At 70.5% G+C, this 25,592-nt stretch carries 15 protein-coding genes and 1 tRNA gene; 8 read left to right on the plus strand and 8 right to left on the minus strand.

Annotated features, from left to right (window positions below; translation table 11 throughout):
* Positions 1 to 3 precede the first annotated feature (3 nt).
* Complete coding sequence (locus N4G63_RS06475; RefSeq protein ID WP_314599482.1) at positions 4 to 6,249, plus strand: two-partner secretion domain-containing protein; 6,246 nt, start codon at positions 4 to 6, stop codon at positions 6,247 to 6,249.
* 121 nt (positions 6,250 to 6,370) lie between these two features.
* Here the strand turns inward: N4G63_RS06475 and N4G63_RS06480 are convergent.
* From N4G63_RS06480 to N4G63_RS06490, 3 genes are all read right to left on the minus strand, one after another.
* Positions 6,371 to 6,447 (minus strand) — tRNA-Val (locus N4G63_RS06480).
* Between the two features lie 45 nt (positions 6,448 to 6,492).
* Positions 6,493 to 8,841: a RelA/SpoT family protein gene (locus tag N4G63_RS06485; protein WP_314599483.1), complete on the minus strand. Its 2,349-nt coding sequence runs from the start codon at positions 8,839 to 8,841 to the stop codon at positions 6,493 to 6,495.
* 10 nt (positions 8,842 to 8,851) lie between these two features.
* A complete protein-coding gene (locus tag N4G63_RS06490) occupies positions 8,852 to 9,661 on the minus strand; it encodes an alpha/beta fold hydrolase (protein ID WP_260786666.1) in 810 nt (269 codons plus the stop codon).
* A gap of 186 nt (positions 9,662 to 9,847) precedes the next feature.
* On the opposite strand from N4G63_RS06490, the gene N4G63_RS06495 reads away from it, so the two are divergent.
* Complete coding sequence (locus N4G63_RS06495) at positions 9,848 to 10,627, plus strand: 3-hydroxybutyrate dehydrogenase (RefSeq protein ID WP_260785528.1); 780 nt, start codon at positions 9,848 to 9,850, stop codon at positions 10,625 to 10,627.
* 48 nt (positions 10,628 to 10,675) lie between these two features.
* On the opposite strand, the gene N4G63_RS06500 is transcribed toward N4G63_RS06495, so the two are convergent.
* On the minus strand, positions 10,676 to 11,428 hold the full coding sequence (locus N4G63_RS06500) for an SIMPL domain-containing protein (protein ID WP_260785527.1): 753 nt from the start codon (positions 11,426 to 11,428) through the stop codon (positions 10,676 to 10,678).
* A gap of 110 nt (positions 11,429 to 11,538) precedes the next feature.
* The gene (locus N4G63_RS06505; RefSeq protein ID WP_314599484.1) at positions 11,539 to 12,507 is read right to left on the minus strand and encodes a chorismate transformation FkbO/Hyg5 family protein; all 969 of its coding nucleotides are present in this window, start codon (positions 12,505 to 12,507) and stop codon (positions 11,539 to 11,541) included.
* A gap of 151 nt (positions 12,508 to 12,658) precedes the next feature.
* Between N4G63_RS06505 and ompR the strand changes: the two genes are divergently transcribed.
* Together ompR and N4G63_RS06515 are read left to right on the plus strand one after the other, a co-directional pair.
* Positions 12,659 to 13,393, plus strand: a complete 735-nt coding sequence (gene ompR, locus N4G63_RS06510) for an osmolarity response regulator transcription factor OmpR (protein WP_260785525.1) — start codon at positions 12,659 to 12,661, stop codon at positions 13,391 to 13,393.
* Positions 13,394 to 13,451: 58 nt separating this feature from the next.
* Positions 13,452 to 14,810, plus strand: a complete 1,359-nt coding sequence (locus tag N4G63_RS06515) for an ATP-binding protein (RefSeq protein WP_260785524.1) — start codon at positions 13,452 to 13,454, stop codon at positions 14,808 to 14,810.
* A gap of 39 nt (positions 14,811 to 14,849) precedes the next feature.
* Here N4G63_RS06515 and ispF read toward each other — a convergent pair whose 3' ends face one another.
* Together ispF and ispD are read right to left on the minus strand one after the other, a co-directional pair.
* The gene (gene ispF, locus N4G63_RS06520) at positions 14,850 to 15,359 is read right to left on the minus strand and encodes a 2-C-methyl-D-erythritol 2,4-cyclodiphosphate synthase (RefSeq protein WP_260786665.1); all 510 of its coding nucleotides are present in this window, start codon (positions 15,357 to 15,359) and stop codon (positions 14,850 to 14,852) included.
* Between the two features lie 5 nt (positions 15,360 to 15,364).
* Positions 15,365 to 16,456, minus strand: a complete 1,092-nt coding sequence (ispD, locus tag N4G63_RS06525; RefSeq protein ID WP_314599485.1) for a 2-C-methyl-D-erythritol 4-phosphate cytidylyltransferase — start codon at positions 16,454 to 16,456, stop codon at positions 15,365 to 15,367.
* Between the two features lie 254 nt (positions 16,457 to 16,710).
* Between ispD and mfd the strand changes: the two genes are divergently transcribed.
* Positions 16,711 to 20,178 (plus strand): transcription-repair coupling factor, encoded by a 3,468-nt coding sequence (mfd, locus tag N4G63_RS06530; protein WP_260785523.1) that lies wholly within the window; start codon positions 16,711 to 16,713, stop codon positions 20,176 to 20,178.
* A 15-nt stretch (positions 20,179 to 20,193) separates the two neighbouring features.
* Here the strand turns inward: mfd and N4G63_RS06535 are convergent, their stop codons facing one another.
* A complete protein-coding gene (locus tag N4G63_RS06535) occupies positions 20,194 to 20,451 on the minus strand; it encodes a DUF4212 domain-containing protein (RefSeq protein WP_314599486.1) in 258 nt (85 codons plus the stop codon).
* Positions 20,452 to 20,625: 174 nt separating this feature from the next.
* Between N4G63_RS06535 and prfB the strand changes: the two genes are divergently transcribed.
* From prfB to N4G63_RS06550, 3 genes are all read left to right on the plus strand, one after another.
* Positions 20,626 to 21,730, plus strand: a protein-coding gene (gene prfB, locus N4G63_RS06540) for a peptide chain release factor 2 (protein WP_314599487.1) whose coding sequence is annotated in 2 segments (ribosomal slippage) — positions 20,626 to 20,706 and positions 20,708 to 21,730 — 1,104 coding nt in all. Because the reading frame shifts where the segments join, the coding sequence is not laid out codon by codon here.
* Between the two features lie 83 nt (positions 21,731 to 21,813).
* Positions 21,814 to 24,516 carry an aminopeptidase N gene (gene pepN, locus N4G63_RS06545; RefSeq protein ID WP_314599488.1) on the plus strand — a complete coding sequence of 901 codons (2,703 nt, stop codon included), beginning with the start codon at positions 21,814 to 21,816 and terminating at the stop codon, positions 24,514 to 24,516.
* Between the two features lie 30 nt (positions 24,517 to 24,546).
* Positions 24,547 to 25,560 carry a class 1 fructose-bisphosphatase gene (locus N4G63_RS06550; protein WP_260785519.1) on the plus strand — a complete coding sequence of 338 codons (1,014 nt, stop codon included), beginning with the start codon at positions 24,547 to 24,549 and terminating at the stop codon, positions 25,558 to 25,560.
* Positions 25,561 to 25,592 lie beyond the last annotated feature (32 nt).

Genomic DNA, 25,592 nt, shown 5'->3' on the forward strand with positions numbered 1-25,592 from the left:
CCCATGAACAAGACCTACACGCTGATCTGGAGCGACGCCCGCCAAACCTGGGTGGTGGCGCACGAAGCCGCCTGCACGCGCGGCAAGCCCAGCTCGCGCCGTGCCGGCATGGCCGGCTCGGTGCTCGCCGGCCTGATTGCCCTGCTGGGCCAGAACGCCGGCGCGCAGGCGCCGCCAGCCAGCGCGCTGCCCACCGGCGGCCAGGTGGTGGCCGGCCAGGCCCGCCTGAGCCAGAGTGGCGCCACGCTGAACATCCAGCAAAGCTCGAACCAGGCCATCCTGAACTGGCAGCGCTTTGACATCGGCAGCCAGGCCACGGTGAATTTCGTGCAGCCCTCGGCGCAGGCCATCGCGCTCAACCGCGTGCTCGGCAGCGATGCCTCGGCCGTGTACGGCACGCTCAAGGCCAATGGCCAGGTCTTTCTCGTCAACCCGAACGGCGTGCTGTTCGGCGCTGGTGCGCGCGTGGATGTGGGCGGCCTCGTGGCCTCGAGCCTGAACCTGCGCGACGACGACTTCCTGGCTGGCCGCTACCGTTTCACGCGGGACGGCGCGCGCGGCCAGGTGCTCAACCTGGGCGAACTCAGCGCCCGCTACGTGGGCCTGCTGGCGCCGGAAGTGCGCAACGAAGGCACGATCGTGGCCCCGCAGGGCACCGTGGCCCTGGCCGCCGGCGAGGCCATCACGCTCAACATCAGCGGCAACGCCCTGGTTGACGTGCAGGTCGAACGCGCCAGCATCGACACGCTGGTCGAGAACCGCCATCTGGTGCAGGCCGATGCCGGCCTGGTGGTGCTCTCGGCGCAATCGGCCGCCGGCCTGCTGGGCCAGGTGGTCAACAGCGGCAGCGTCGCAGCGCAAGGCCTCAGCACCGACGGCGGCACCGTGCGCCTGCTCGCCAGCAGCCAGCTGCTGCACAGCGGCCAGGTGTCGGTCGATGCCGGCGCCCAGGGCCGCGGTGGTTCGGCCACGCTGCTGGCCGACCTTGCCAACCCCGCCAGCCAGACCTTGGTGAGCGGCAGCCTCAGCGCCCGTGGCGGCCAGGCCGCAGGAGATGGCGGCTTCATCGAGACCAGCGCCAGCCAGCTGCAGATCACCGGCCAGGCCCGGGTGGACACCGGCGCGCCCCAGGGCCGCACGGGCATCTGGCTGCTCGACCCGCAGGACTTCACCATCGCGGCGAGCAACGGCAACATCACCGGCACGGCGCTGTCACAGGCCCTGGCCAGCAACAACATCACCATCCAGACCACCGACACCAGCACCAGCTGCTCGGCGGGTGCCAGCTGCAGCAGCGGCGGCAGCGGCAACGGCGACATCCACGTCAACGACAGCGTGAGCTGGAGCAGCGACAAGACCCTCACGCTCAACGCCTGGCGCGACATCCGCGTCAATGCGCCGATCAGCGTCACGGGCGCCGGCGGCCTGGCCTTCCAGTTCGGCCAGGCCGGCACACCCGACGACCTGCTGCCCGCCGCCGGCAGCTACCGCCTGACGGCCCCGGTCAGGCTCTCGCCCAGCGCGAGCTTTTCCACCACCTACCTGCGCGACGGCGCCACCACGCCGACCACGACCCTGCACTACAGCATCGTCGTCGCCTCGGCCGACAAGGTGGCCGGCAAGTCGGTGGGCCTCGAGGACCTGGGCCTGAGCGGCAACTACGTGCTGGGCACCGACCTCGACACCAGCACCACACCGGCGCTCGCCAACTGGACGCCCATCGGCAACCAGGCCAGCGCCTTTGATGGCCTCTTCGATGGCCTGGGCCACACCATCACCGGCCTCACCATCTCGGGTGCGGGGGCCAACAACACCCACGTCGGCCTGTTCGGCGCGCTGCGCCCGACCACCGACATCGTCACCTTCGCCAGCACGCCAGGCCTGGTGCAGAACGTCGGCCTGATCGATGCCAACGTCAGCGGCCTGTCGCACGTGGGCACGCTGGTGGGCCGCAACGAGGGCCGCATCGCCAACAGCTACGCCAAGGCCAGCGGCAACGGCACCAGCGTCGTGACCGGCCGAGACCTCGCGGGCGTGGGCGCCAACCCCGGCAGCAGCGACGACGGCGTCACCGCCATCGGGGGGCTGGTCGGCTTCAACGGCGGCGCCATCGTTGCCAGCCACGCCAAGGTCAGCGTCAACGCCACCAGCGGCGACCAGACCAGCCTGGGCCACGGCCTGGCCGGTGGCATTGGCGGCCTGGTGGGTGTGCACATCAGCGGCAGCATCGGCGGCAGCTACGCCACCGGCGCGGTGAACGGCCTGGCCGACGTGGGCGGCTTGGCGGGCTACACCGGCTCGTCCATGGTGGCCAACTACGCACGCGGCGAGGTCAACGCCGGCGTGGCCAGCGCGGGCGTGGGCGGCTTCGTCGGCTATTTCGACAACCCGGGCAACCTGCCCGGCCTGCTGTCGGCCAACTTCTGGGACACGAGCAGCAGCCGCCAGGCCACCAGCGGCGGCCAGCTCGCCAACGAGGTGACCGGCATGACGACTGCGCAGATGCAGACGGCGGCCAACTTCAGGCTGCCCACGGCCGTCAACGGCGCCAGCATTGCGCCGGCCTGGGACAGCAGCACAGGCTGGGAACTGCGCGACGGCAGCTACCCGCTGCTGGCCGATCAGCTCAAGACCGTGTTCGTCATCGCCGACAACCGGCTGGCGGTCTACAACGGCCTTGCGGCCTCGGGCTTCACCGCCACGGTGACGGGTGCCGACGCCAGCATCTTCAGCGGCACGCCCACGGTCACGGCCGGCGGCGGCGCCAGCAACGCCGGCAGCTACAGCCTGACACCCAGCGCGCTCACGCTCGCCACCCCGGATGACCAGGGCGGCTATCGCGTGGAGTACGTGGCCGGCACGCTGACCATCACACCGCGCCAGATCAGCCTGAGCGCCGGCAGCAATGCCGCAGGCAGCCGCAGCTATGGCGACGCCAGCAACCCCACGGTGGGTGTCACCATCGGCGGCCAGGGCGCCGCCAATGGCGAGAACCTGCAGGCCCTGCTGGGCTACAGCGTCGGCTCGGCGGCCGGCGCCACCACCGCAGCCGGCAGCTACGCCAGCGGCACCAATGCCTACCGCATCAGCGGCACCAGCACCGGCGTACACGGCAACTACCAGGTCACCGCCATCCACGACGGCACCCTCACCGTCGATCCGCGCCAGATCAGCCTCAGCGCCGGCAGCAATGCCGCGGGCAGCCGCAGCTACGGCGATGCCAGCAACCCCACGGTGGGCTTCAGCGTCGGGGGCCAGGGGGTGGCCAATGGGGACAACCTGCAGGCCTTGCTTGGCCTGAGCGTGGGCTCCGCCGCCAACGCCGCCACCGCGGCTGGCACCTATGCCAGCGGGCCCAATGCCTACAAGGTGAGCGGCACCACGGTGGGCGTGCACGGCAACTACCAGGTCACTTCACTCAACGACGGCACGCTCACCATCGATCCGGCTCCGGCTCCCGCACCAGCACCAGCACCAGCACCAGCACCAGCACCAGCACCAGCACCAGCTCCGGCTCCGGCTCCGGCTCCCGCTCCAGCTCCAGCTCCAGCCCCCACGCCGACGACTTCCCCCGCCACCGGCCCGACGCTGGCCAACACGGTGGCCATCATCCAGCGCCCGCAGTCGCCCACGGACAGGGACGGCAGCGGCCAGGTGAATGCAAGCACCTCCAGCGCCATCGTCGGCAGCGGCAGCGCCGCTCTGACGACGATGCTGGGCCAGTCGAGCCCGGTCACGCCCCCAGCAACAGGCACGGCCGGCACCACCACCGTCGCCGGCCCGATGCCCATGAGCCGTGCCAACACGATCCAGAACCTGGTCGCCAACGCCAAGATCGTGTTGGAAGCTTTCGCGCTGGCAATGAAGAATGCGGCAAACCCGGGCCAGCTCAGCGCCGACCAGAAAAAGTGGCTTGGGTCCGATCAGATCGGCAAGGCCCAGGCTTCGCTCGAGAATCTCGACCCCAAGGTCAAGGCCGCGCTGGTGGATCTGCTGACCACGCAGGACACGCTGGCCAACGCCAAGGCCACGGCCCAAACGGCCGCCACGGCCGCACGCCAGGCCCAGGAGGCGGCCGACGCGGCACAGGCCCGGGCCCAGGCCTCAACCGCCGCCGCCACCCAGGCGGCCAGGGATGCGGCCACGCCACCGGCCAGCGAAGAGAAGACCCTGGCGTCATTGAAAGCCCAGCTCCAGGCCAGCAAGGACGGCCTGGCGGCACGCACCGCAGCACTGCAGGCCGCCGACACCCACACCGAGTCCGACAAGGCCGCCTCGGCTGTTGCCACCCTCGGCGACAGCCAGCGCATTGCCGAGGCCAAGCTCACCGCGGCGCTGTCTCAGTTGGACAAGGAGTCCACCGAGCAAGCCGCCACCGACACCCGCGTCACCGCCACCCAGAAGGCCGACCGACTGAACATCGCCAATGCGTTCGACGTCGTGACGACCACGAACCTGGGCACCGCGACCAAGCAGGTGAGCGACGCCACCTCGATCACGCAGCGCAACAGCGACCAGGTCAACAACGCGAACCAGACGTCGCGGCAGTCGAACGCCGATGCCGAGCGGGCAACGCAGGCCAGCGCCGAAGCCCAGCAAACGGCGCTCCGCCTGAATGCAGACTCGCCGCAGAAGGCCGGCGTCATCGCCCAGCTCGAGCACCTGCGCGGGCTCATTGCCAGCCTGACGAGCTGGCAGGTCGGGGCCCGGGTCACCGGCCCCCATGTGGACGCGGCCCAGCAAGCCCAACGCCTGGTGAACGACGCGCTGAACAACAAGAACAGTGCCGACCTCGCCACGCTGCAGCGCCAGCTTCAGGAGGTGATGGCCAGCGCCGCCAACGCCACGTCCACCACGGACGAGAACGTCGTCTACAACCAGGGCCGGTACCGCGTAAGCCGCGACGCCGACCGCCAATACCTGCTGGAGGCCGGCTACCTGCAGATCGGCATGTCGCCGACCAAGATGAACATGGTGGCCGCCGAGGCCACCAAGAAGGCCACCGAGGCCGCTGCCGCGCTGGCCAGCGCCCGCGCCACCGAAGCCCAGAAGAAGGCCAAGGCCGCGCAGGACGAGGCCGCGGCCGCACTGGCCGCGGCCAACGCCGCCAAGCAGGACAAGACCCGGACGGAAGACATCCAGAAGTACAACTTCCTCGTCAACTTCGCCCGGATCACGGCCGCTGCGGCAGCCGAGGCCAAGGCCGAGGCCGAGCAGGCCAACCAGGCCAAGATTGCCGCCGACCAGGCCGCCGGCAAGGCCGCTGCCGACTGGCAGCTTGCCAACCTGGCGGTCAAGCGTGAGGAGGCTGCCGCCGCCGCCAATGCCCAGGCCAATGCCGAGCGCGAGCTGGCCGCGGCCCGCAGCCAGGTGACGCAGCGCGAGGCCCTGCTGCAGCAAGCCACACAGGACGTGGCGCGCGCCACGGCCGGCGCAAGCCAGGCCACGGCCCTGGTGGCCAGTGCCCGCGCCGATGTGGCCAGCAATGCCGCCGAGACCCAGCGCTGGCAGAAACTGGCCGACGACAAGACCGCCGCGATCCCGGTGGCGGCGGCCACCGCGAAGGCCGATCTGGACGCCTTCAACGCGGCCAAGACCCGGCTGGAAACCGCTCGGGCGGCGGCCGATCTGGCCTTGTCGCAGGCCAACCAGGCCACCGACGCGACCAACGAGCTGGGCAAGGCGGTCGGCAAGGCACGCGGCAACACCTTCATGGCCGCCATCGGCGCGGCGGGTGGCCAATCCGATATCCAGCTGGCCGAGAACCTCTTGAAGGGCAAGGGCTTCTTCGCGCCGCTGGACGAGTACAAGGAGGCCGCGGGCGAGCAAAAGGACGCCGAGACCACCTACAACGAGGCCTACCAGGCCGCCATGGTCAAGCGCGCCGCGTTCACGGCGGCCCAGGCGGCCGAGCAGGACGCCCTCAACGCCCTGGTGGCCGCGCAGGACAAGGCCGGCAAGTCGGCCCAGGCCGAAGCACTGGTCAAGGCAGAAAAGGCCATGGCCGAACAGAACGTGGCCATCACGACGAAAAACGCGGCCATCTACGAGGCCCGCGTGACGGTCGCCCAGAGCCATGCCCAGGAGGCCACCAGCCAGATCGCCGCGGCCCAGAGCAATGCGGCCTATGTGGCCGGTGCGCTCGACGGCGCGAAAAAGGCGGTCACCGATGCCTCGACGAACGCCGCCGCCAAGACGGCCCTGGCCACCCAGGCCAAGGCCGCGGTCAAGGCAGCCCAGTCCACGTGACGGCCCGAGCAGGCTGCGGCTTTGTCGCAGCCTGCAGCGGCCCGCCAGACCGGGCTGTTTGGCACCGGAATGAAAAAAGCACCGGGCGTTTCCGCCAGGTGCTTGATTCAACTACCAAATTTGGTAGGCGCGATTGGACTCGAACCAACGACCCCCACCATGTCAAGGTGGTGCTCTAACCAGCTGAGCTACGCGCCTGTCGAGCCCAGGACTATAGCACGGGTTTCAGGGCTTTCAAGTAAATCATCCGCGGCGTCTGGCGTGACGCACGCCCGCCACTTGCGCCACCTGGCGCAGCACGGCGTTCAGGCGGTGGGCATCGCCCACTTCCACGGTGAAGGTCATGTGCGCCGTGGCTCCGCCGGGGCCGCGCACCGACTGGGTGTGCACACCGGTGATGTGGGTCTTGTCCTTGGCGAACACCTCAGAGATGTCGCGCAGCAGGCCGGGCCGATCGGCCGCCTCCACGCTCACGTCCACCGGGTAGGCGGCGTCGCGGCCCTTGGGCGGCTCGCCCCAGGCCACGGCGATCACGCGGCCGGGCTGCTGCTGCGCCATGTGGCGGAAGTTGCTGCAGCCCAGGCGGTGGATGGCCACGCCCTTGCCGCGCGTGACATAGCCGCCGATCTCGTCGGGCGGCGCCGGCCGGCAGCAGCGTGACAGCTGCGTCAGCAGCGACTCAACGCCCACCACCAGCACGCCGCCGTCGGTGGCACGGGTGCGCTTGAGCGTGATGATGTCGGCCGCCGCCTCGGGCTCGGGCTCGGGGGGGCGCAGCAGTTGTTCGATCGGGCGCAGCGAGAACTCGTCCTTGCCCACCACCTCGAACAGGGCATCGGCCCCCTTGAAGCCCAGCTGCGCGGCCAGGTCGTCCAGCTTGATGGCGGTGCGGCCCTCGCGCTGCAGCAGCTTTTCCACCAGCTCGCGGCCGCGGGCAATGGTGCCGGCCTGGGCCTGCACGTTGAACCAGGCGCGCACCTTGGCTCGGGCGCGCGGGCTCTTCAGGTAGCCCAGCTCGGCGTTCAGCCAGTCGAGCGACGGGCCGCCTTCCTTGGCGGTGATCACCTCCACCGTCTGGCCATTGGCCAGCGGCGTACCCAGCGGCACCATCACGCCATCCACCTTGGCGCCGCGGCAGCGGTGGCCCACATCGGTGTGCAGCGCATAGGCAAAGTCGACCGGCGTGGCGCCGGCGGTGAGCTCCACCACCGCGGCCTGCGGCGTGAAGACGTAGATGCGGTCGTCGAACGACGGTGCCTCGGGCGTGCCGGCGGTGGCCGCTGCAGGGGCGCTGCCGTTGCCGGGTTCGTCGGCGCCCTGCCCCACGAAATCACGCTCCCAGGCCAGCAGCTGGCGCAGCACAGCCTTGCGCGCCTCGGCCACACGCTCTTCAAAATCGCCCGCCGCCAGCACGCCGGCATAGCCCTTGGTGCCGGCCTCCTTGTAGGCCCAGTGCGCGGCCACGCCGTGCTCGGCATGGTCGTGCATGGCCTGGGTGCGGATCTGCACTTCCACCGCGCGCGGCGCCTCGCCGTCCAGCGCCATCCCGCCAGACATCCCCCCAGACATGCCCCCAGCCATCATCACCACGGTGTGCAGGCTCTGGTAGCCGTTGGCCTTGGGGCGGGCGATGTAGTCGTCGTACTCGCCGGGCACCGGCACGTAGCGTTCGTGCACCCGCGACAGCGCGGCATAACAGGCCGGCACATCGGCCACGATGATGCGCAGCGCGCGCACGTCGAACACGCGCTCCAGGCCCAGGCCCTTGCCGCGCATCTTCTTCCAGATGCTGTACAGGTGCTTGGGCCGGCCCTGCACCTGCGCGGCGATGCCCACCGCGGCCAGCTCGTCGGCCAGCTGGCGGCGGGTGGCCTCGATGCCGCCCTCGCGCTCGACGCGCTTTTCGGCCAGCAGCGCGGCCACGCGCTTGTAGTCGTCGGGCTGCAGGAAGCGGAAGGCCAGGTCTTCCATCTCCCACTTGATCTGCCAGATGCCCAGCCGGTTGGCCAGCGGCGCGAACACCTGCTGCGACTCGCGTGCCAGCGCCTGCGGGCACGGGTTCTTGCTGGCCGCGTACCAGCGCAGGGTTTGCAGGCGGCTGGCCAGGCGCAGCAGCACCACGCGCAGGTCGCGGCTGAAGGCCAGCAGCATCTTGCGCACGCGCTCGGTCTGCTCGGCGCGCTGGGCGGCGCCGATCTGCGCCTCGCGCGCGGCACGTTGGATCTGCACCAGCTTGCGCGTCAGCGTCACCAGGCTGGCGTAGCGGGTGCCGAAGGCCTTGGCCACCACCTCCTCGGGGCGCTGCAGAAAATCGCCCGCATAGACCAGGTAGGCGGCGGCGCGCATCGACGGTGCGGCGCCAATGCTGCGCAGGATCTCGGCCACGCCATCGGCATGGCCCTGGGCGTCTTCGCCGGTGTCGAGCAGGCGGCCGGTGAGCAGGGGTTCGGCAAAGGCGCGCGCGCGCAGCAGCGCATCGGCACCGCCGTCGTCACCGGCTTGGGCGCGGGCGGCGGGGTCCACATCCACCACCTGCACGATGGCGGCGGCCGGCTGCGCCTGCGGCTGGTCGGCCGCGGGTACGGTCTTCATGGGCGCCCGATCACCCCTGCAGCAGAAAGTCGCGCACCGCGGCCACCTGGTCGGGTGCCACCAGCGTGGGGGCATGGCCCACGCCGGCAAACTCGACCAGCCGCGCCTTCGGGCCGCGCTGGCCCATGGCCTGGGCCGTGGCGGCCGACAGCAGATCGCTCTGCGCGCCGCGCAGCAGCAGCGTGGGGCAGCCCACGCGCTCGTAGCCCTGCCACAGCGCGGCCTCACCAGCCTGGGCCAGCTCGGGCGTCACCAGGCGGAAGGGCACGGCGATCTGGGGGTCGTAGTGCGGCTTGAAGCCGTCGCCATCGGGCTTGAGCTGCGGCCGGGTGAGCGCCAGCCACTGCGCGCGCGTGTGCGGCCCGAAGCCCTGGCTGATGGCCCACAGCGCGTCGGCCGCGGCGTCCACGCTGGGCCAGCGCGCCGGCAGGCCCAGGTAGGTGCCGATGCGCTGCAGCGCGGCGTACTCGATGCTCGGGCCCACATCGTTGAGCACCAGGCGCGAGACGGGCGAGCCCGGCAGCGAGGCCACGCCCAGGCCGATCAGCCCGCCCATCGAGGTGCCCACCCAGTGCACGGTGTCGGCATTGAGCCGCGCCAGCAGGGTGACCATGTCGGCCACGTAGGCCGGGATGGCATAGCCCATCGGGTCGGCCAGCCAGTCGCTCTGGCCGCGGCCCACCACGTCGGGGCACACCACGCGGTACTCGCCGGCCATGGCGGCGGCCAGGGTGTCGAAGTCGCGCCCCTGGCGCGACAGGCCGTGCACGCACAACAGCACGCGCGGGTTGGCCGCGTCGCCCCACTCCCACCAGGCCATGCGGTGCAGGCCGCGGCTGCCCAGGCATTGCACATGGTTCAGGCGCGGCCCGGCAGCGGCGGGCGTGTGGGCAGGGGCGGTGGTCAGGTCAGTCACTTTTCAGGCTCCTTGCCCATAATGATCGCAGCAAGCCGGGCCCGTGGCGGCCCGCCCCGCACACCATCACACCCGACAGGAGAATTCGACATGCTCAACGGCAAGACCGCCCTCGTCACCGGCTCCACCAGCGGCATCGGCCTGGGCATGGCGCTGGCCATGGCCCGCCAGGGCGCCCATGTGATGCTCAACGGCTTTGGCGACGTGGATGGCGCCAAGGCCGCGGTGGCGGCCGCGCTGCAGCCGGGCCGCCGTGTTGCCTACCATGGCGCCGACATGAGCAAGCCGGCCGAGATCGAGGCCATGGTGCAGGCGGCCGAGGCCGACTTCGGCTCGGTCGATGTGCTTGTCAACAACGCCGGCATCCAGCATGTGGCGGCGGTGGAGGATTTTCCGGTCGAGCGCTGGGACGCCATCCTCGCCATCAACCTCAGCTCGGCCTTCCACGCCATGCGCGTGGCCCTGCCGGGCATGAAGCGCCGCAACTGGGGCCGCATCGTCAACGTGGCCTCGGTGCACGGCCTGGTGGGCTCGGCGCAGAAGTCGGCCTACGTGGCGGCCAAGCACGGCGTGGTGGGCCTGACCAAGGTGGCGGCACTCGAAAACGCCACCACCGGCGTGACCGTCAACGCGGTGTGCCCTGGCTGGGTGCTGACGCCGCTGGTGCAAAAGCAGGTGGATGCCCGCGCCGCGCAGGCCGGCATCAGCGAAGAAGACGCCAAGCGCCAACTGCTGGCCGAGAAGCAGCCTTCGCTGCAGTTCACCACGCCCGAGCAGCTGGCCGAGCTGGTGGTGTTTCTGTGCTCGCCGGCCGCCGACAACATCCGCGGCGTGGCCTGGAACGTGGACGGCGGCTGGGTCGCTCAATGAGCCTGCGCGCAGCCCGATGCGCGGCGCGCCGCCGGGCTGACGCCAGATTTACCGCGCCGACATCTGGATGCTGCCGCTGACGGTGACGCTCACCGTGGCGCGGCCGGCCTCCACCGGCTGCGACTCATCGGCCGGCGCGGCGGCCATGGCGCGGGCGGCGCGAAACATCGGCATCGGGCCGCTGGGCGCCACATCGCCGCCCGAGATGTTGACCTCGCGCACGCTCCAGCCGCCAAAGCCGAATTGCTGCGCGTAGCTGGCCGCCCGCTGCTGGAAGCGGGCGATGGCGCTGGCCGACACCTCGGTGGCCACGCGCTCGCGCGCCTCGCGCGACAGGCCGAAGCCCACGCGGGCCACGCTCATGCCCGGCAGGCGGCCGGCCAGCGCGCTGATGGCCGGCAGGTCGCGCCCCTCGAGCACCAGCTCGGCCTGGCCCTGCCAGCCGGCAATGCCCACGCCCTTGGGTGCCGCACGCGGGTAGAGCGAAAACGCGCCGGTGCGCACCTCCACCTGGCCAGGCCGCTGCGCCTTGCGCGCCTCGGTCAGCGCCGCATCGAGCACCTGGCGCAACTGGCTTTGCACCGCGCCGGCATCGCTGCCCTCGCGCACCACCTGCAGCGTGATGGTCAGCAGGTCCTGCACGACCTCGGTGCTGGCCTCGGCCGACAGCACCAGCACATTGGCCGGCGGCGCGGTGGTGAGGCTTTGCGCCGCCGCACCGGTGGCTGCCGCGCACAGCAGCAGGCCCGCGATGGCGCGGCCCGCCGCAGAGCGGGGGCTTGATGTGAACGGATGGCGCATGGCGCTCCTTGTCAGCATGGGATCTTGGCAATGGCCGGTCGGGCCGGCCTGCGGCCGCCCCCCACTCTCAACGCCCCGCCCCGGCCCGCGTTGACCCCGGGCCGGCCCGCTCAGGCCAGGGCATGGGCTTCGATCTCGACCAGCAGCTCGCGCCGGCAGATGTCGGCCTGCAGCCACAGCGCGCGCGCCGCTGCCGCCGGTGCGGCGGCCTGCAGCAGGGCGCGCACCTGCGGCAGATCGGCCGGCCGGCGCAGGTAGACGGTGAGTTCCAGCGCGTCGAGATCCAGCGCAAGGCCTGCCTTCGCGGCGCGTGCTGCCGCCAGCACGGCGCGCAGGTTGTCCAGGGTCTCGGCGGTCTGCGCCTGCACATCGCCCTCGTGCTGGGACTCCTCGCCCACGATGCTGGCGGTGCCCGAGATCAGCAGGCCGGTGCGGCCACCGCCGGCATCCATCAGCACCGCACGCGAAAAGGTGGGCGACTTGGGGCCCCAGCGCCGCGAGTAGCGCCAGGCCGGCACCTGGCGCGGGTTCTCCAGCGGCTGCACCCGGCAATGCCCGGCCAGAAAGCGCAGCGACAGCCCCCCGTCGGCCGTGCCCAGGCAGCACGCGGCCGGTGCGCCGGCCAGGTTGTCGACACCGGCGGCAATGAACGCCGCCTGGCGCCCGGCGTTGAACTGGCGGTAGCGCTCAAGCCCGGCGCAGTCGTCGTGGATGCGCGGCAGGTAGTTCCAGGTGCGCACCAGCGGCCGGCCATGCGCGGCCAGGCAGCTGAACACCTCGGCATAGGCCGCCTCGGCCAGTGCGGCCAGGCTGCGCCCCTGCTCGGGCAGGTCGATGCTGCCGAACAGCCAGTGGCCGTCGTCGCGCCATTGCAGCAGGCCCTGGCGGCCTTCGCGCAGCGAGTCGCCCGCGCACCAGGCATCCACGCCGTCGCCGGCCAGCACCCGCAGGCCGGCCTGCGCATAGTCGATCTGTCCCAGCGGGGCCGGCGGCGCGGCACTGGCTGCAAAGCGCTGGACGCGCAGCGCCGGCAACGGGCTGCTGGAGTGGGCGGCGGGGGGGGGAACGCGGATGTCCATGGGCTTGGGGTTGGGGCCTGCCGCTGCAGGCGAACGATGCGCAAGGCGGGCTCTGACGCGATGCGGTTAGAGTTGTAACAGTGGGTCAGATCAGGCCGTTTGGCCCTCGAACCCGGGCCCACAATGCCTCTGTTACAAATTCGGAGTGCGCATGAGTACAGCAGCCACGGCCCGGCCGGACCGCATTGTCGTCGTCGATGACGACGCCCGCATTCGCGACCTGCTGCGCCGTTATCTCACGCAAGAGGGGTTCGAGGTGCTGCTGGCCGAAGACGGCAAGACGCTCAACCGCCTGCTCACGCGCGAGAACATCGACATGATCGTGCTCGACCTGATGCTGCCGGGCGAGGACGGGCTGTCGATCTGCCGGCGCCTGCGCGCCGCCAACGACACCACGCCGATCATCATGCTCACCGCCAAGGTGGAAGACGTCGACCGCATCGTCGGCCTCGAGGTGGGCGCCGACGACTACCTGCCCAAGCCCTTCAACCCACGCGAACTGCTGGCCCGCATCCATGCCGTGCTGCGCCGCCGGCCGCAGCAGGAGGCGCCGGGCGCCCCCTCCAAGGAAGCCCAGGTGGTGAGCTTCGGGCCGTTCTCGTTCGACCTGTCGCTGCGCCGGCTCACAAAGGACGGCGAGGCCATCCAGCTCACCACCGGCGAGTTCTCGATGCTCAAGGCGCTGGTGCGCCATCCGCGCCAGCCCCTCAGCCGCGACAAGCTGGCGCAGCTGGCGCGTGGCCGCGAGTTTGAGCCCTTCGACCGCAGCCTCGACGTGCAGGTCTCGCGCCTGCGCAAGCTGATCGAGCCCGACCCGTCGGCACCGCGCTACATCCAGACCGTGTGGGGCGTGGGCTACGTGTTCGTGCCTGACGGCGCGGCATGACCCGGCCGGGCGGAGCACCACCACGCGGACCGCTGCCGCCGGCGTGGGGGCGCAGGCCATGAGCGCCGCCAACCGTGCGGTGCCGATGTCGGCGCAGCGCATGGCGCTGAGCCTGTTCTGGCGCACCTTCTTCCTGCTGGTGCTGCTGGTGGGTGGCTGCCTCACGGCCTGGACCATCGCCCTGCTGATGCGCGACGACCCGCCGCGCGAGGTGCTGGCGGCGCGCGAGCTGGCCTGCGTGATCAACGTCGGCCGCGAGGCGCTGGTGCGCATCGAGCCGGGCGCGCGCGCCGGCCTGCTGCAGGCCATTGCGGCGCGCGAGCAGCTCACGCTGCGCCCGCGCACCGCCGCCGACCGCTGGGCCAGTGCCAGCGACGATGCCAGCCTGCGCCGCTTTGCCGACGTGCTGCGCAGCGAGCTGGGGGCCGAGACGCAGGTGGCGGCCCAGGTCAACGGCCAGCCCGGCCTGTGGGTGGGATTTGCCATCGAGCGCGAGGCCTGGTGGCTGCGCGCCGACCCCGCACGCGCCCTGCCGCCGCACAACCTGCCCTGGCTGCTGGCGCTGCTGGCGGTGCTGGCGGTGATCCTGGTGGCCTCGGTGCTGGTGGCACGGCGCATCAACCGGCCGCTGCGCGAGCTGCAGTTCGCGGCCAGCCGCATCCGCGAGGGCGACCTCGATTCGCGCCTCGACGAAACCACCATCACCAGCGAGATCCGCGAGGTGAACATGGGCTTCAACCGCATGGCGCGCGAGCTGGCCAAGGTGGAGGAAGACCGCGTGGTGATGCTGGCCGGCATCAGCCACGACCTGCGCACGCCGCTGGCCCGGCTGCGGCTGGAAGCCGAGATGAGCGTGTCGGACGAAGAAGCCCGCGCCAACATGGCCAGCGACATCGACCAGCTCGACGCCATCATCGACAAGTTCATGGACTACGCCCGTCCGGGCGAAACCCGCCTGCAGGGCGTGCTGCTGTCGCGCCTGATCGACAAGGAGGCGGCAGCCTTCCGCGATCCGGGCGAGATCCGCATCACCTCGCGCGTGGCCATCGACCTGGAGGTGATGGCCGACGAGGTGGAGCTCGGCCGTGTGTTCGCCAACCTGTTCGAGAACGCGCGCCGCTACGGCCGCAGCGCCGACACCGGCGTGGCCGAGGTGCAGGTGAGCTATGTGCGCACCGGCGGCTGGGTGATCTGCAGCCTGCGCGACCGCGGCCCCGGCGTGCCCGAGTCACGCATCAAGCAGCTCACCGCGCCCTTCTACCGCGGCGACACGGCACGCACCGCGGCCACCGGTGCCGGCCTGGGCCTGGCCATCGTCGAGAAGGCCATGGCGCGCATGGGCGGCACGGTGGAGTTCCACAACGCGCCCGACACCGGCCTGATGATCCACCTGCGGCTGAAGCACGCCAAGACCTGAGGCCGGCGGGCGCGAGGCCGCTGCGCGGGCGGCCCGCGATCAGCCGCCCGCGGCCGGGCCCTGGCCTCGCAGCAGCAGGCAGGCCGCCCGCGCCTCGATTGCCCGGCCCTCGCCCACTGGGCCCAGCTTCTCGGCGGTCTTGGCCTTGACGTTGACGCGGCCGGCCTCCAGCGACAGCAGCTCGGCGATGCGCGCCACCATGGCCGGGATGTGCGGCGCCAGCTTGGGCGCCTGGGCCACGATGGTGCTGTCGACGTTGACGATCTGCCAGCCCGCGGCACGCACGCGCCGCGCGCATTCGGCCAGCAGCACGCCCGAATCGGCGCCCTTGAAGGTGGCATCGGTGTCGGGGAAATGCCGGCCGATGTCGCCCAGCGCCGCGGCGCCGAACAAGGCGTCGGTGATGGCGTGCAGCAGCGCGTCGGCGTCGCTGTGGCCCAGCAGGCCCTTGCTGTGCGGCACGGTGATGCCGCCCAGCACCAGCGGCCGGCCGTCGACGAGCTGGTGCACGTCCCAGCCTTCGCCAATGCGCAGGTTCAGCGGGTCGATGTGGCTCACTCCACCACCTCCATGCGCTGGGCAATGCGCCACAGCACGCCGCTCGGGTCGGTCACGGTCATGTCCTTCAGGCCCCAGGGCCGCAGCTGCGGCGGTTCCACGCGCACGCCGTAGCGCTCGGCCAGGCCCTCGCGTTGCAGGCGGGCCCAGAAGTCGTCCAGGTCGGCCAGGGTCAGGTGCAGCACCAGGTTGCTGGCCAGGCCTTCGTCATGAAAGTCCTGCAGCAGAAAGGCGCTGTTGCCCAGCCGAAAGCCCGCCAGCTGGCCGCGGCTGAACTCGCGCACAAAGCCCATGTCGGTGTAGAACTCCTGGGCCAGCATGAACTCGCGCGCCGGCACCATGGGCCGCAACTCGGTGCCGCGCCGTCCGGTGGCCAGCAGGCGCTCGGCCAGGCCGAAGTCGGGCTGGTAGGTGATCTTCAGGTTCTCGAGATCGCCGCGCACCAGGCGCGGTGCATGGCCCAGGGCCTCGACCGCGCTGCTTTCGTCGGTGATGGCGCTGCCGGCCGGGCCCGCTTCAAGCGCCTGGCGCAAGGCCGGCTCCAGCAGGCCCAGGCGAAACATCTGCGGCGTCTGCGCCGCCCACTTGCCCTCACGGCCGATGGTGGCGGCCACGCGGTCGCCGCTGGCATCGCAAGCTTTCAGCGTGTCGGCCAGCGGCAGGGCCAGCAGGCCGCCCACCTCGTCGTGCCAGCAGGTGGCGAGCAGGCGCTCGATCCAGGCCGGGCGCACCAGGCAGCGGGCGGCGTCGTGCACCAGCACCCAGTCGTGCGGCTGGGCACCGCGGGCGCGCAGCTCGGCCAGGCCGGCCAGCACCGTGGCGGCGCGGCTGTCGCCGCCCACGCGGGCGATCCAGGCGCGCTCGGCCTGCTCGCCCTGGCCGAAGCCCGGCACTTCGTCCTCGAACTGCTCGTCATCGGGCGCCAGCACCACCAGCGTGGCGGCGATGCGCTCCACCTGCGCCAGCGCGGCCAGCGTGTGCGCCACCACCGGCAAACCGGCCAGCGCGACGTATTGCTTGGGCACGAACGAGCCCGAGCGGCTGCCGGTGCCCGCACAGGGCACCAACGCGAAACAACGGGGAGTCATGTCAGCCCCTCGTCCGGCGAATACGTCGGCCCGCAGGGGCACCCGGCCCCGCGAGTACGCAGGGCCACCCGCCGGGCGGGTTGGCGGGCCGGCTTGGGGGCGGCCCGGCGCTCGGCCCGCCCGCTTCGGTCAACAGTGTGTTCATGGGCGGGATTCTAGAATTCGCGTTCATCACGCCCCCGAGTCACGGCTCCGGGGCGTGCCGTCGTTTTCAGCGGCTGCGGCCGCGCTCCGTCTTTCCACCGGTCCTGCCCATGCAACTGCCCGTCATCGCCCCCGGCAAACGCTTCACGCTGCCACGGCCCATCGGCTCGGCCGATGCCCTGCTGCTGGCCCGATTTGCGCAGGCACGCGTGGGCGAGAAGAAGCTGCTGGCCATCGTCACCGCCGAGCCGGCCGACGCGCAGCGCCTGGCTGACGAGATGCCGTTCTTCGCCCCGGGGCTGCGCGCCACGGTGTTTCCGGACTGGGAGACCCTGCCCTACGACACCTTCAGCCCGCACCAGGACCTGATCAGCGAGCGCCTGGCCACGCTGTGGCGCATCCACAAGGGCGATGCCGACGTGGTGCTGCTGCCCGCCACCACGGCGCTCACGCGGCTGGCGCCGCCCTCGTTCCTGGCGGCCACCACCTTCGAGTTCAAGCAAAAGCAGAAGCTCGACGAGGCGGCGCTGCGCGCTCAGCTCACGCTGGCCGGCTACAACCATGTGAGCCAGGTGGTGTCGCCCGGCGAGTACGCGGTGCGCGGCGGCCTGATCGACCTGTTTCCGATGGGCTCGCCGGTGCCCTACCGCGTGGACCTGTTCGACAACGAGGTCGACTCGATCCGCACCTTCGACCCCGACAGCCAGCGCAGCCTGTACCCGGTGCCCGAGGTGCGGCTGCTGCCGGGCCGCGAGTTTCCGATGGACGAGGCGGCGCGCACCATGTTCCGCCAGCGCTGGCGCGAGAAGCTCGATGGCGACCCCACCAAGAGCCGCATCTACAAGGACATCGCCCAGGGCATCGCCACGGCCGGCATCGAGTACTTTCTGCCGCTGTTCTTCGAGCAGACGGCGACGGTCTTCGACTACCTTGGCGCCCAGGCATCCTTGGTGCTGCATGGCGAGGTCGATCAGGCCATCGAGCGCTTCTGGACCGACACGCGCGAGCGCCACCGCTTCATGGCCGCCGATCCCGACCGGCCGGTGCTGGCGCCGGAAGAGATCTTTCAGCGCGCCGACGAGTTTTTTGCCAATGCCGGCCGCCAGGCCACGCTGGTGCTGCGCGGCGATGAACCACTGGATTGGGCCCGCCCGCTGCCCGACATCGCCGCCGACCGCGGCGCCACCGAGCCACTGGCCGCGCTGGGCCGGCACCTCGACAGCACGCCGCACCGCGTGCTGATCGTGGCCGAAAGCGAAGGCCGGCGCGAAAGCCTGCTGGAGCTGCTGCGCGACCACAAGATCGAGCCGCCCAGCGTGGCCACGCTGGCCGAGTTTCTGGCCCAGACCGGCGATGAGCGCGAGAAGGTGGCCATCACTGCCGCGCCGCTGGCGGCCGGCTTCTTCTGGCACGAGCCCGAGGCGCCCGAGGGCGCGCTGGCGATCCAGTTCCTCACCGAGACCGAGCTGTTTGCCAGCACGCCGCAGGCCCGCCGGCGCCGCAAGCAGGAGCAGACCAGCAGCGTCGACGCGCTGATCAAGGACTTGTCGGAGCTTAAGGTGGGCGATCCGGTGGTGCATGCCAGCCACGGCATCGGCCGCTACCAGGGGCTGCTGAACATCGACCTGGGCGAAGGCCCGAGCGAGTTTCTGCACCTCGAATACGCGGACAAGGCCACGCTGTACGTGCCGGTGGCGCAGCTGCAGCTGATCAGCCGCTACACCGGCGTCAGCGCCGACGAGGCGCCGCTGCACCGGCTGGGCAGCGGGCAGTGGGAGAAGGCCCGCCGCAAGGCCGCCGAGCAGGTGCGCGACGCCGCCGCCGAGCTGCTGAACCTGTACGCCCGCCGCGCCGCGCGCGAGGGCTTTGCGCACCGTTTCAGCCCGCACGACTACGAGGCCTTTGCCTCGAGCTTCGGCTTCGAGGAGACGCCCGACCAGCGCGCCGCCATCCACGCCGTGATCCAGGACCTGGTGAGCCCCAAGCCCATGGACCGCCTGGTGTGCGGCGACGTGGGCTTCGGCAAGACCGAGGTGGCGCTGCGCGCAGCCTTCGTGGCGGTGCATGGCGGCAAGCAGGTGGCGCTGCTGGCGCCCACCACGCTGCTGGCCGAGCAGCACTACCAGACCCTGGTCGACCGCTTCGGCAAGTGGCCGGTGCGCATTGCCGAGATGTCGCGCTTTCGCTCGCCCAAGGAGATCCGGGCCGCGCTCGACGGCCTGGCCGACGGCACCATCGACATCGTGGTCGGCACCCACAAGCTGCTGAGCGCCGAGCTCAAGTACAAGCGCCTGGGCCTGCTGATCATCGACGAGGAACACCGTTTCGGCGTGCGCCACAAGGAGGCCATCAAGGCCATGCGCGCCGAGGTGGATGTGCTCACGCTCACCGCCACGCCCATTCCACGCACCCTCGGCATGGCCTTGGAAGGCCTGCGCGACCTGAGCGTGATCGCCACCGCCCCGCAGCGCCGCCTGGCGATCAAGACCTTCGTGCGCAGCGAGGGCAATAGCGTGATCCGCGAGGCCGTGCTGCGCGAGTTGAAGCGCGGCGGCCAGGTGTACTTCCTGCACAACGAGGTCGAGACCATCGAGGCCCGCGGCCGCCGGCTGGCCGAGCTGCTGCCCGAGGCACGCATCGCCATCGCCCACGGCCAGATGCCCGAGCGCCAGCTCGAGTCGGTGATGCGCGACTTCGTGGCCCAGCGCCACAACGTGCTGCTGTGCTCGACCATCATCGAGACCGGCATTGACGTGCCCAGCGCCAACACCATCGTCATCAGCCGCGCCGACAAGTTCGGCCTGGCGCAGCTGCACCAGCTGCGCGGCCGCGTGGGCCGCAGCCACCACCAGGCCTATGCCTACCTGCTGGTGCCCGACACCGAAACCCTCACCAAGCAGGCGCAGCAGCGGCTCGACGCGATCCAGAGCATGGAGGAGCTGGGCTCGGGCTTCTACCTGGCCATGCACGACCTCGAGATCCGCGGCTGCGGCGAGGTGCTGGGCGAAAAGCAGAGCGGCAACATGATGGAGGTCGGCTTCCAGCTCTACAACGACATGCTGGCCGAGGCCGTGCGCGCACTGAAAAACGGCCAGGAGCCCGACCTGCTGAGCCCCACCGGCGTGTTTGGCGGCAGCACCGATGTCAACCTGCATGCCCCGGCCCTGCTGCCCGACGCCTACTGCGGCGACGTGCATGTGCGCCTGAACCTCTACAAGCGCCTGGCCACCGCCAGCAAGCCCGAGCAGCTGGACGCCATGCTCGAAGAGATCACCGACCGCTTCGGCAAGCTGCCGGCCCAGGGCCAGACCCTGTTCGACACCCACCGCCTGCGCGTGCTGGCGCGGCCCTACGGCGTGGTGAAGATCGACGCCAACCCCAAGCTGATGAACATCACCTTCCGGCCCAACCCGCCGGTGGATGCGATGCGCATCATCGAGCTGGTGCAGAAGAACCGCGCCATCAAGCTGGTGGGCAATGACAAGCTGCGCATCGACCGCGAGATCGCCGATCCGAAGGACCGCGCGCAGTTTGTGCGCGAGGTGCTGCGCAACCTGGGCCAGCCAACCTCGGCCTGACAGGCCGCCATTGCCTCAGTCGTCTTGCGCGGGGCTGTACTCGTCGTCCAGGCGGTCCATGCGCAGCGAGTAGCCCCACACCAGCGCGCAGAAGATGAACAGCGCGCCCTGCGAGGCCATCCAGAAGCTGAAGGGCCAGCCAAAGAAGGCGAAGCTCAGTTCGCGGGCAAACACCGACAGCGCGATGGTCAAGACCAGCCACACCGCCAGCAGCAGCAGCGTGAGCCGCACGACGCGGCGCCAGTAGAGGCGGTGCTTCTCGGGAGTCGACATCGGGATCGGGATCGGGGCCCATGCGGCGGGCGGCGCGATGCTATGCGCAAACCACCCCGGGTACCACTCGGGGGCATCCCGGGTACCGTGCGCCGGCGCGAGGGCCTGCCTGGGCTGCATGCGAGAATCCCGGTTTGTCATTCGTGGCTGCCATTTCAGCACCCAGGCCATCTCATGGACACCGAACAGATCAACGCCATCGGCTCGCTGCTTGCCGATCTGAGCGCCCGTACCCAGCAGCTCCGGGGGTATCTTTGACTACGACCGCAAATCGCTGCGGCTGAACGAAGTCAATGCCGCGCTGGAGAACCCCAGCGTCTGGAACGAGCCCAAGCGCGCCCAGGACCTCGGCCGCGAAAAGCGCCAGCTGGAAGACGTGGTCGAGACCATCAAGCACCTCGACAGCAACCTGGCTGACAACCTCGAGCTCTACGAGATGGCCAAGGCCGAGGGCGACCTCGACAGCCTCGCCACCATCGAGGCCGATGCCCAGCCGCTGCGCGAAACCGTGGAGCGGCTCGAGTTCCGCCGCATGTTCAGCAACCCGGCCGATCCGAGCAGCTGCTTCATCGACATCCAGGCCGGCGCCGGTGGCACCGAGGCCTGCGACTGGGCCGGCATGCTGCTGCGCCAGTACCTGAAGTACGCCGAGCGCAAGGGCTTCACGGCCACGGTGGAAGACGAGACGCCGGGCGACGTGGCCGGCATCAAGAGCGCCACCATCAAGGTGGACGGCGAGTACGCCTTCGGCCATCTGCGCACCGAGACCGGCGTGCACCGCCTGGTGCGCAAGAGCCCGTTCGACTCGGCCGGCGGCCGCCACACCTCGTTTGCCAGCCTCTTCGTCTACCCCGAGATCGACGACTCGATCGAGATCGAGATCAACCCGTCCGATGTGCGCACCGACACCTTCCGCGCCAGCGGTGCGGGCGGCCAGCACATCAACAAGACCGACTCGGCGGTGCGGCTCACGCACATTCCCACCGGCATCGTGGTGCAGTGCCAGGACGGCCGCAGCCAGCACAGCAACCGCGATGTGGCCTGGCGCCGCCTGCGCTCGCGCCTGTACGACTTCGAGATGAAGAAGCGGCTTGAAGAGCAGCAAAAGCTCGAGGACACCAAGACCGACGTGGGCTGGGGCCACCAGATCCGCAGCTATGTGCTCGACCAGAGCCGCATCAAGGACCTGCGCACCAGTGTCGAGATCAGCAACACCCAGAAAGTGCTGGACGGCGATCTCGACGCCTTCATCGAGGCCAGTCTGAAGCAAGGCCTCTGACCCCCCGCCGCGCCGCCCAGCAGCCAGGCCCCGGGCCGGCGGGCGGTGCGCCCCCCGACAAGACACTTGAGGAGCGCATCGCCATGCGTGAAGCCACCGCCAGCGCCATCCGGCGCGAGGACTATGCCGCCCCGGCGTTCTGGATTCGCCAGGTCGAACTCAGCTTCGACCTCGACCCGGCCAAGACCATCGTGGCCAGCAAGCTGGCCATCGAGCGCAACCCGCAGGCCGCGGCCGGCCAGGCCCTGGTGCTGCACGGCGAAGATCTAACGCTGCTGCGCTGCCTGGCCGATGGCGAGAGCGTGAGCTTCCGGCACGAGGACGGTCTGCTGGTCATCGACCACCCGCCCGAGAAGGACGCCTTCACGCTCGAGATCCGCAACACCTGCGCGCCCGACAAGAACACCCAGCTCTCGGGCCTGTACACCTCGGGCAGCGGCCTGTTCACGCAGTGCGAGGCCGAGGGCTTCCGGCGCATCACCTACTTCCTGGACCGGCCCGACGTGATGGCCGTGTTCAGCGTGACCCTGCGCGCCGACAAGGCCCGCTACCCGGTGCTGCTGAGCAACGGCAACCTGGTGGCGCACGGCGCGCTCGACAACGGCCGCCACTTCGCCAAGTGGCACGATCCCTTCCCCAAGCCCAGCTACCTGTTCGCCCTGGTGGCCGCCGATCTGGTGTGCCGCGAGCAGAAGATCGTGGCCCGTTCGGGCAAGGAGCATCTGCTGCAGGTGTATGTGCGCCGCGGCGACCTCGACAAGACCGAGCACGCGATGAGCTCGCTGATTGCCAGCGTGGCCTGGGACGAAGCCCGCTTCGGCCTGCCGCTTGACCTCGACCGCTTCATGATCGTCGCGGTGAGCGACTTCAACATGGGCGCGATGGAGAACAAGGGCCTCAACATCTTCAACACCAAGTTCGTGCTGGCCAGCCCGGCCACCGCCACCGATGTCGACTTTGCCGGCATCGAGAGCGTGGTGGGCCACGAGTACTTCCACAACTGGACCGGCAACCGCATCACCTGCCGCGACTGGTTTCAGCTGAGCCTGAAAGAAGGCCTCACGGTCTACCGCGACCAGGAGTTCTCGATGGACATGGCCGGCTCGCCGTCGGCCCGCGCCGTCAAGCGCATCGACGACGTGCGCGGCCTGCGCGCGGTGCAGTTCCCCGAGGATGCCGGCCCCATGGCGCACCCGGTGCGGCCTGACCGCTACCAGGAGATCAACAACTTCTACACCGCCACGGTCTACGAAAAGGGCGCCGAGGTGGTGCGCATGATGGCCACGCTGGTGGGCCGCGCGGGCTTTCGCCGCGGCATGGACCTGTACTTCGAGCGCCACGACGGCCAGGCCGTGACCTGCGACGACTTTGCCCAGGCGATTGCCGATGCCAACTCCGGCAGCGCGCTGGCCACGCACCTGGCGCAGTTCAAGCACTGGTACGGCCAGGCCGGCACGCCGCGCCTCACCGCGCGCGGCACGCACGATGCGGCGGCCCGCCGCTTCACGCTGACCCTCAGCCAGAGCGCCCTGCCCTCACCCGGCCAGCCGGCCAAGCAGCCCTGCGTGATGCCGGTGGTGATGGGCCTGCTGTCGGCCGACGGCCGCGCCCTGCCGCTGCGCCTGCTGGGCGAAGACGCGGCCACCGGCAGCGAACGCACCCTGGTGCTCACCGCGGCCGAAGAAAGCTATGTCTTCGAAGACATCGACGCGCCGCCCGTTCCCTCGCTGCTGCGCGGCTTCTCGGCGCCGGTGGTGCTGGACAGCGGCCTGTACGACGGTGCGCTGATCACCCTGCTGCGCCACGACGCCGACGCCTTCAACCGCTGGGAAGCCGGCCAGCGCCTGGCGCTCAACCGCCTGCTGGCCGCCCTGCCCGGCAGCGACGAACTGCCGCCGCTGGACGACGCCTTCATCGATGCCATGCGCGCCGTGCTGCGCGATCCGGCGCTCGACCCGGCCTTCAAGGAACTGGTGCTCACCCCGCCAGGCGAAGGCTATGTGGCCGAGCAGTGCACCGAAGTCGACCCGCAGCGCATCCACCGCCTGCGCGAAGCCATGCGCCAGCAACTGGCCGCCCGCCTGCGCAGCGACTGGCAATGGGCCTGGGAGGCGCACCAGGTGCGCGAGGGCTACCGCCCCGACGCCGTGCAATCGGGCCGGCGCGCGCTGGCCAACCTGGCCCTGAGCATGCTGGTGCTCGACGCCGTGGCCCAGGGTGATCCGGTGTGGCCGGGCCGCGCCTACCAGCGCGTGAAGGACGCCGGCCAGATGACCGACCGCCATGCCGCCCTGCTGGCGCTGGTGAACGGCCATTCGGCACTGGCCACGGCCGCGCTGAGCCACTTTCACGGCGTGGCCGCGGGCGACGACCTGGTGCTCGACAAATGGTTTGCCGCACAGGCCATGGCCGCCGAGCCGCTGCAGGCCCCCGCCCAGTCGGCCGGCCAGGTGCTGGGCCGCGTGAAGGGCCTGCTGCAGCACGCCGACTTCTCGATGAAGAACCCCAACCGCGTGCGCGCACTGGTGGGCGCCTTCTGCCGCGAGAACCCCGCCGCCTTCCACCGCAGCGACGCCGCCGGCTACGTGTTCTGGGCCGACCGCGTGCTCGAGCTCGACGCCATCAACCCGCAGATTGCCGCGCGCCTGGCCCGCGCCATGGACCGCTGGCGCGTGCTGGCCGAGCCCTACCGCAGTGCCGCCCGCGAGGCCGTGGCGCGCGTGGCCGCACAGGCCAGGCTGTCGGACGACGTGCGCGAGATCGTCACCAAGTCACTTGAAGATTGACCCTTTGCCATTGCAAACCCCTTGCCTGCCATGAAACGCATCAGCCTCACCCAGTACCTTGTTGAACAGCAGCGCGACCGCGGCCAGATTCCGCCGCCGCTGCGCCTGTTGATCGAGACCGTGGCCCGCGCCTGCAAGCGCATCGCGATCCAGGTGAACAAGGGCGCGCTCGGTGACGTGCTGGGCACCGCCGACACCGAGAACGTGCAGGGCGAGGTGCAGAAGAAGCTCGACGTCATCGCCAACGAGGTGCTGATCGAGGCCAATGTGTGGGGCGGCCACCTGGCGGCCATGGCCAGCGAGGAGATGGACACCATCTCGCTGGTGCCCGACCGCTACCCCCAGGGCGAGTACCTGCTGCTGTTCGATCCGCTCGACGGCAGCAGCAACATCGACGTCAACGTGTCGATCGGCACCATCTTCTCGGTGCTGCGCAAGGTCACCAACCAGCGCGGCGTGGACGAGAGCGACTTCCTGCAGCCCGGCCGCCAGCAGGCCGCCGCCGGCTACTGCGTGTACGGCCCGCAGAGCACCCTGGTGCTCACCGTGGGCGACGGCGTGGTGATGTTCACGCTCGACCGCGAAACCGGCTCCTGGGTGCTGACCGAGAAGGACGTGCAGATCCCGGCCGACACCAAGGAATTCGCGATCAACATGAGCAACATGCGCCACTGGGCACCGCCGGTGAAGCGCTACATCGACGAATGCCTGGCCGGCAAGGAAGGCCCGCGCGGCAAGGACTTCAACATGCGCTGGGTGGCCAGCATGGTGGCCGACGTGCACCGCATCCTCACCCGCGGCGGCGTGTTCATGTACCCGTGGGACGCCCGCGAGCCCAACAAGCCCGGCAAGCTGCGCCTGATGTACGAGGCCAACCCGATGGCCTATCTGGTGGAGCAGGCCGGCGGCGCCGCCACCAACGGCCAGGAACGCATCCTGACCCTGCAGCCCACCAAGCTGCACGAGCGGGTGAGCGTGGTGCTGGGCTCGAAGAACGAGGTGGAGCGGGTGACCGGCTACCACCGCGAGAGTGCGGCTGGTTGAACCGGCGCACTGCACATGTATCGGGGGCCCGT

It is taken from the genome of Aquabacterium sp. OR-4, assembly GCF_025290835.2.
Taxonomy (GTDB): Bacteria; Pseudomonadota; Gammaproteobacteria; order Burkholderiales; family Burkholderiaceae_C; genus Pseudaquabacterium.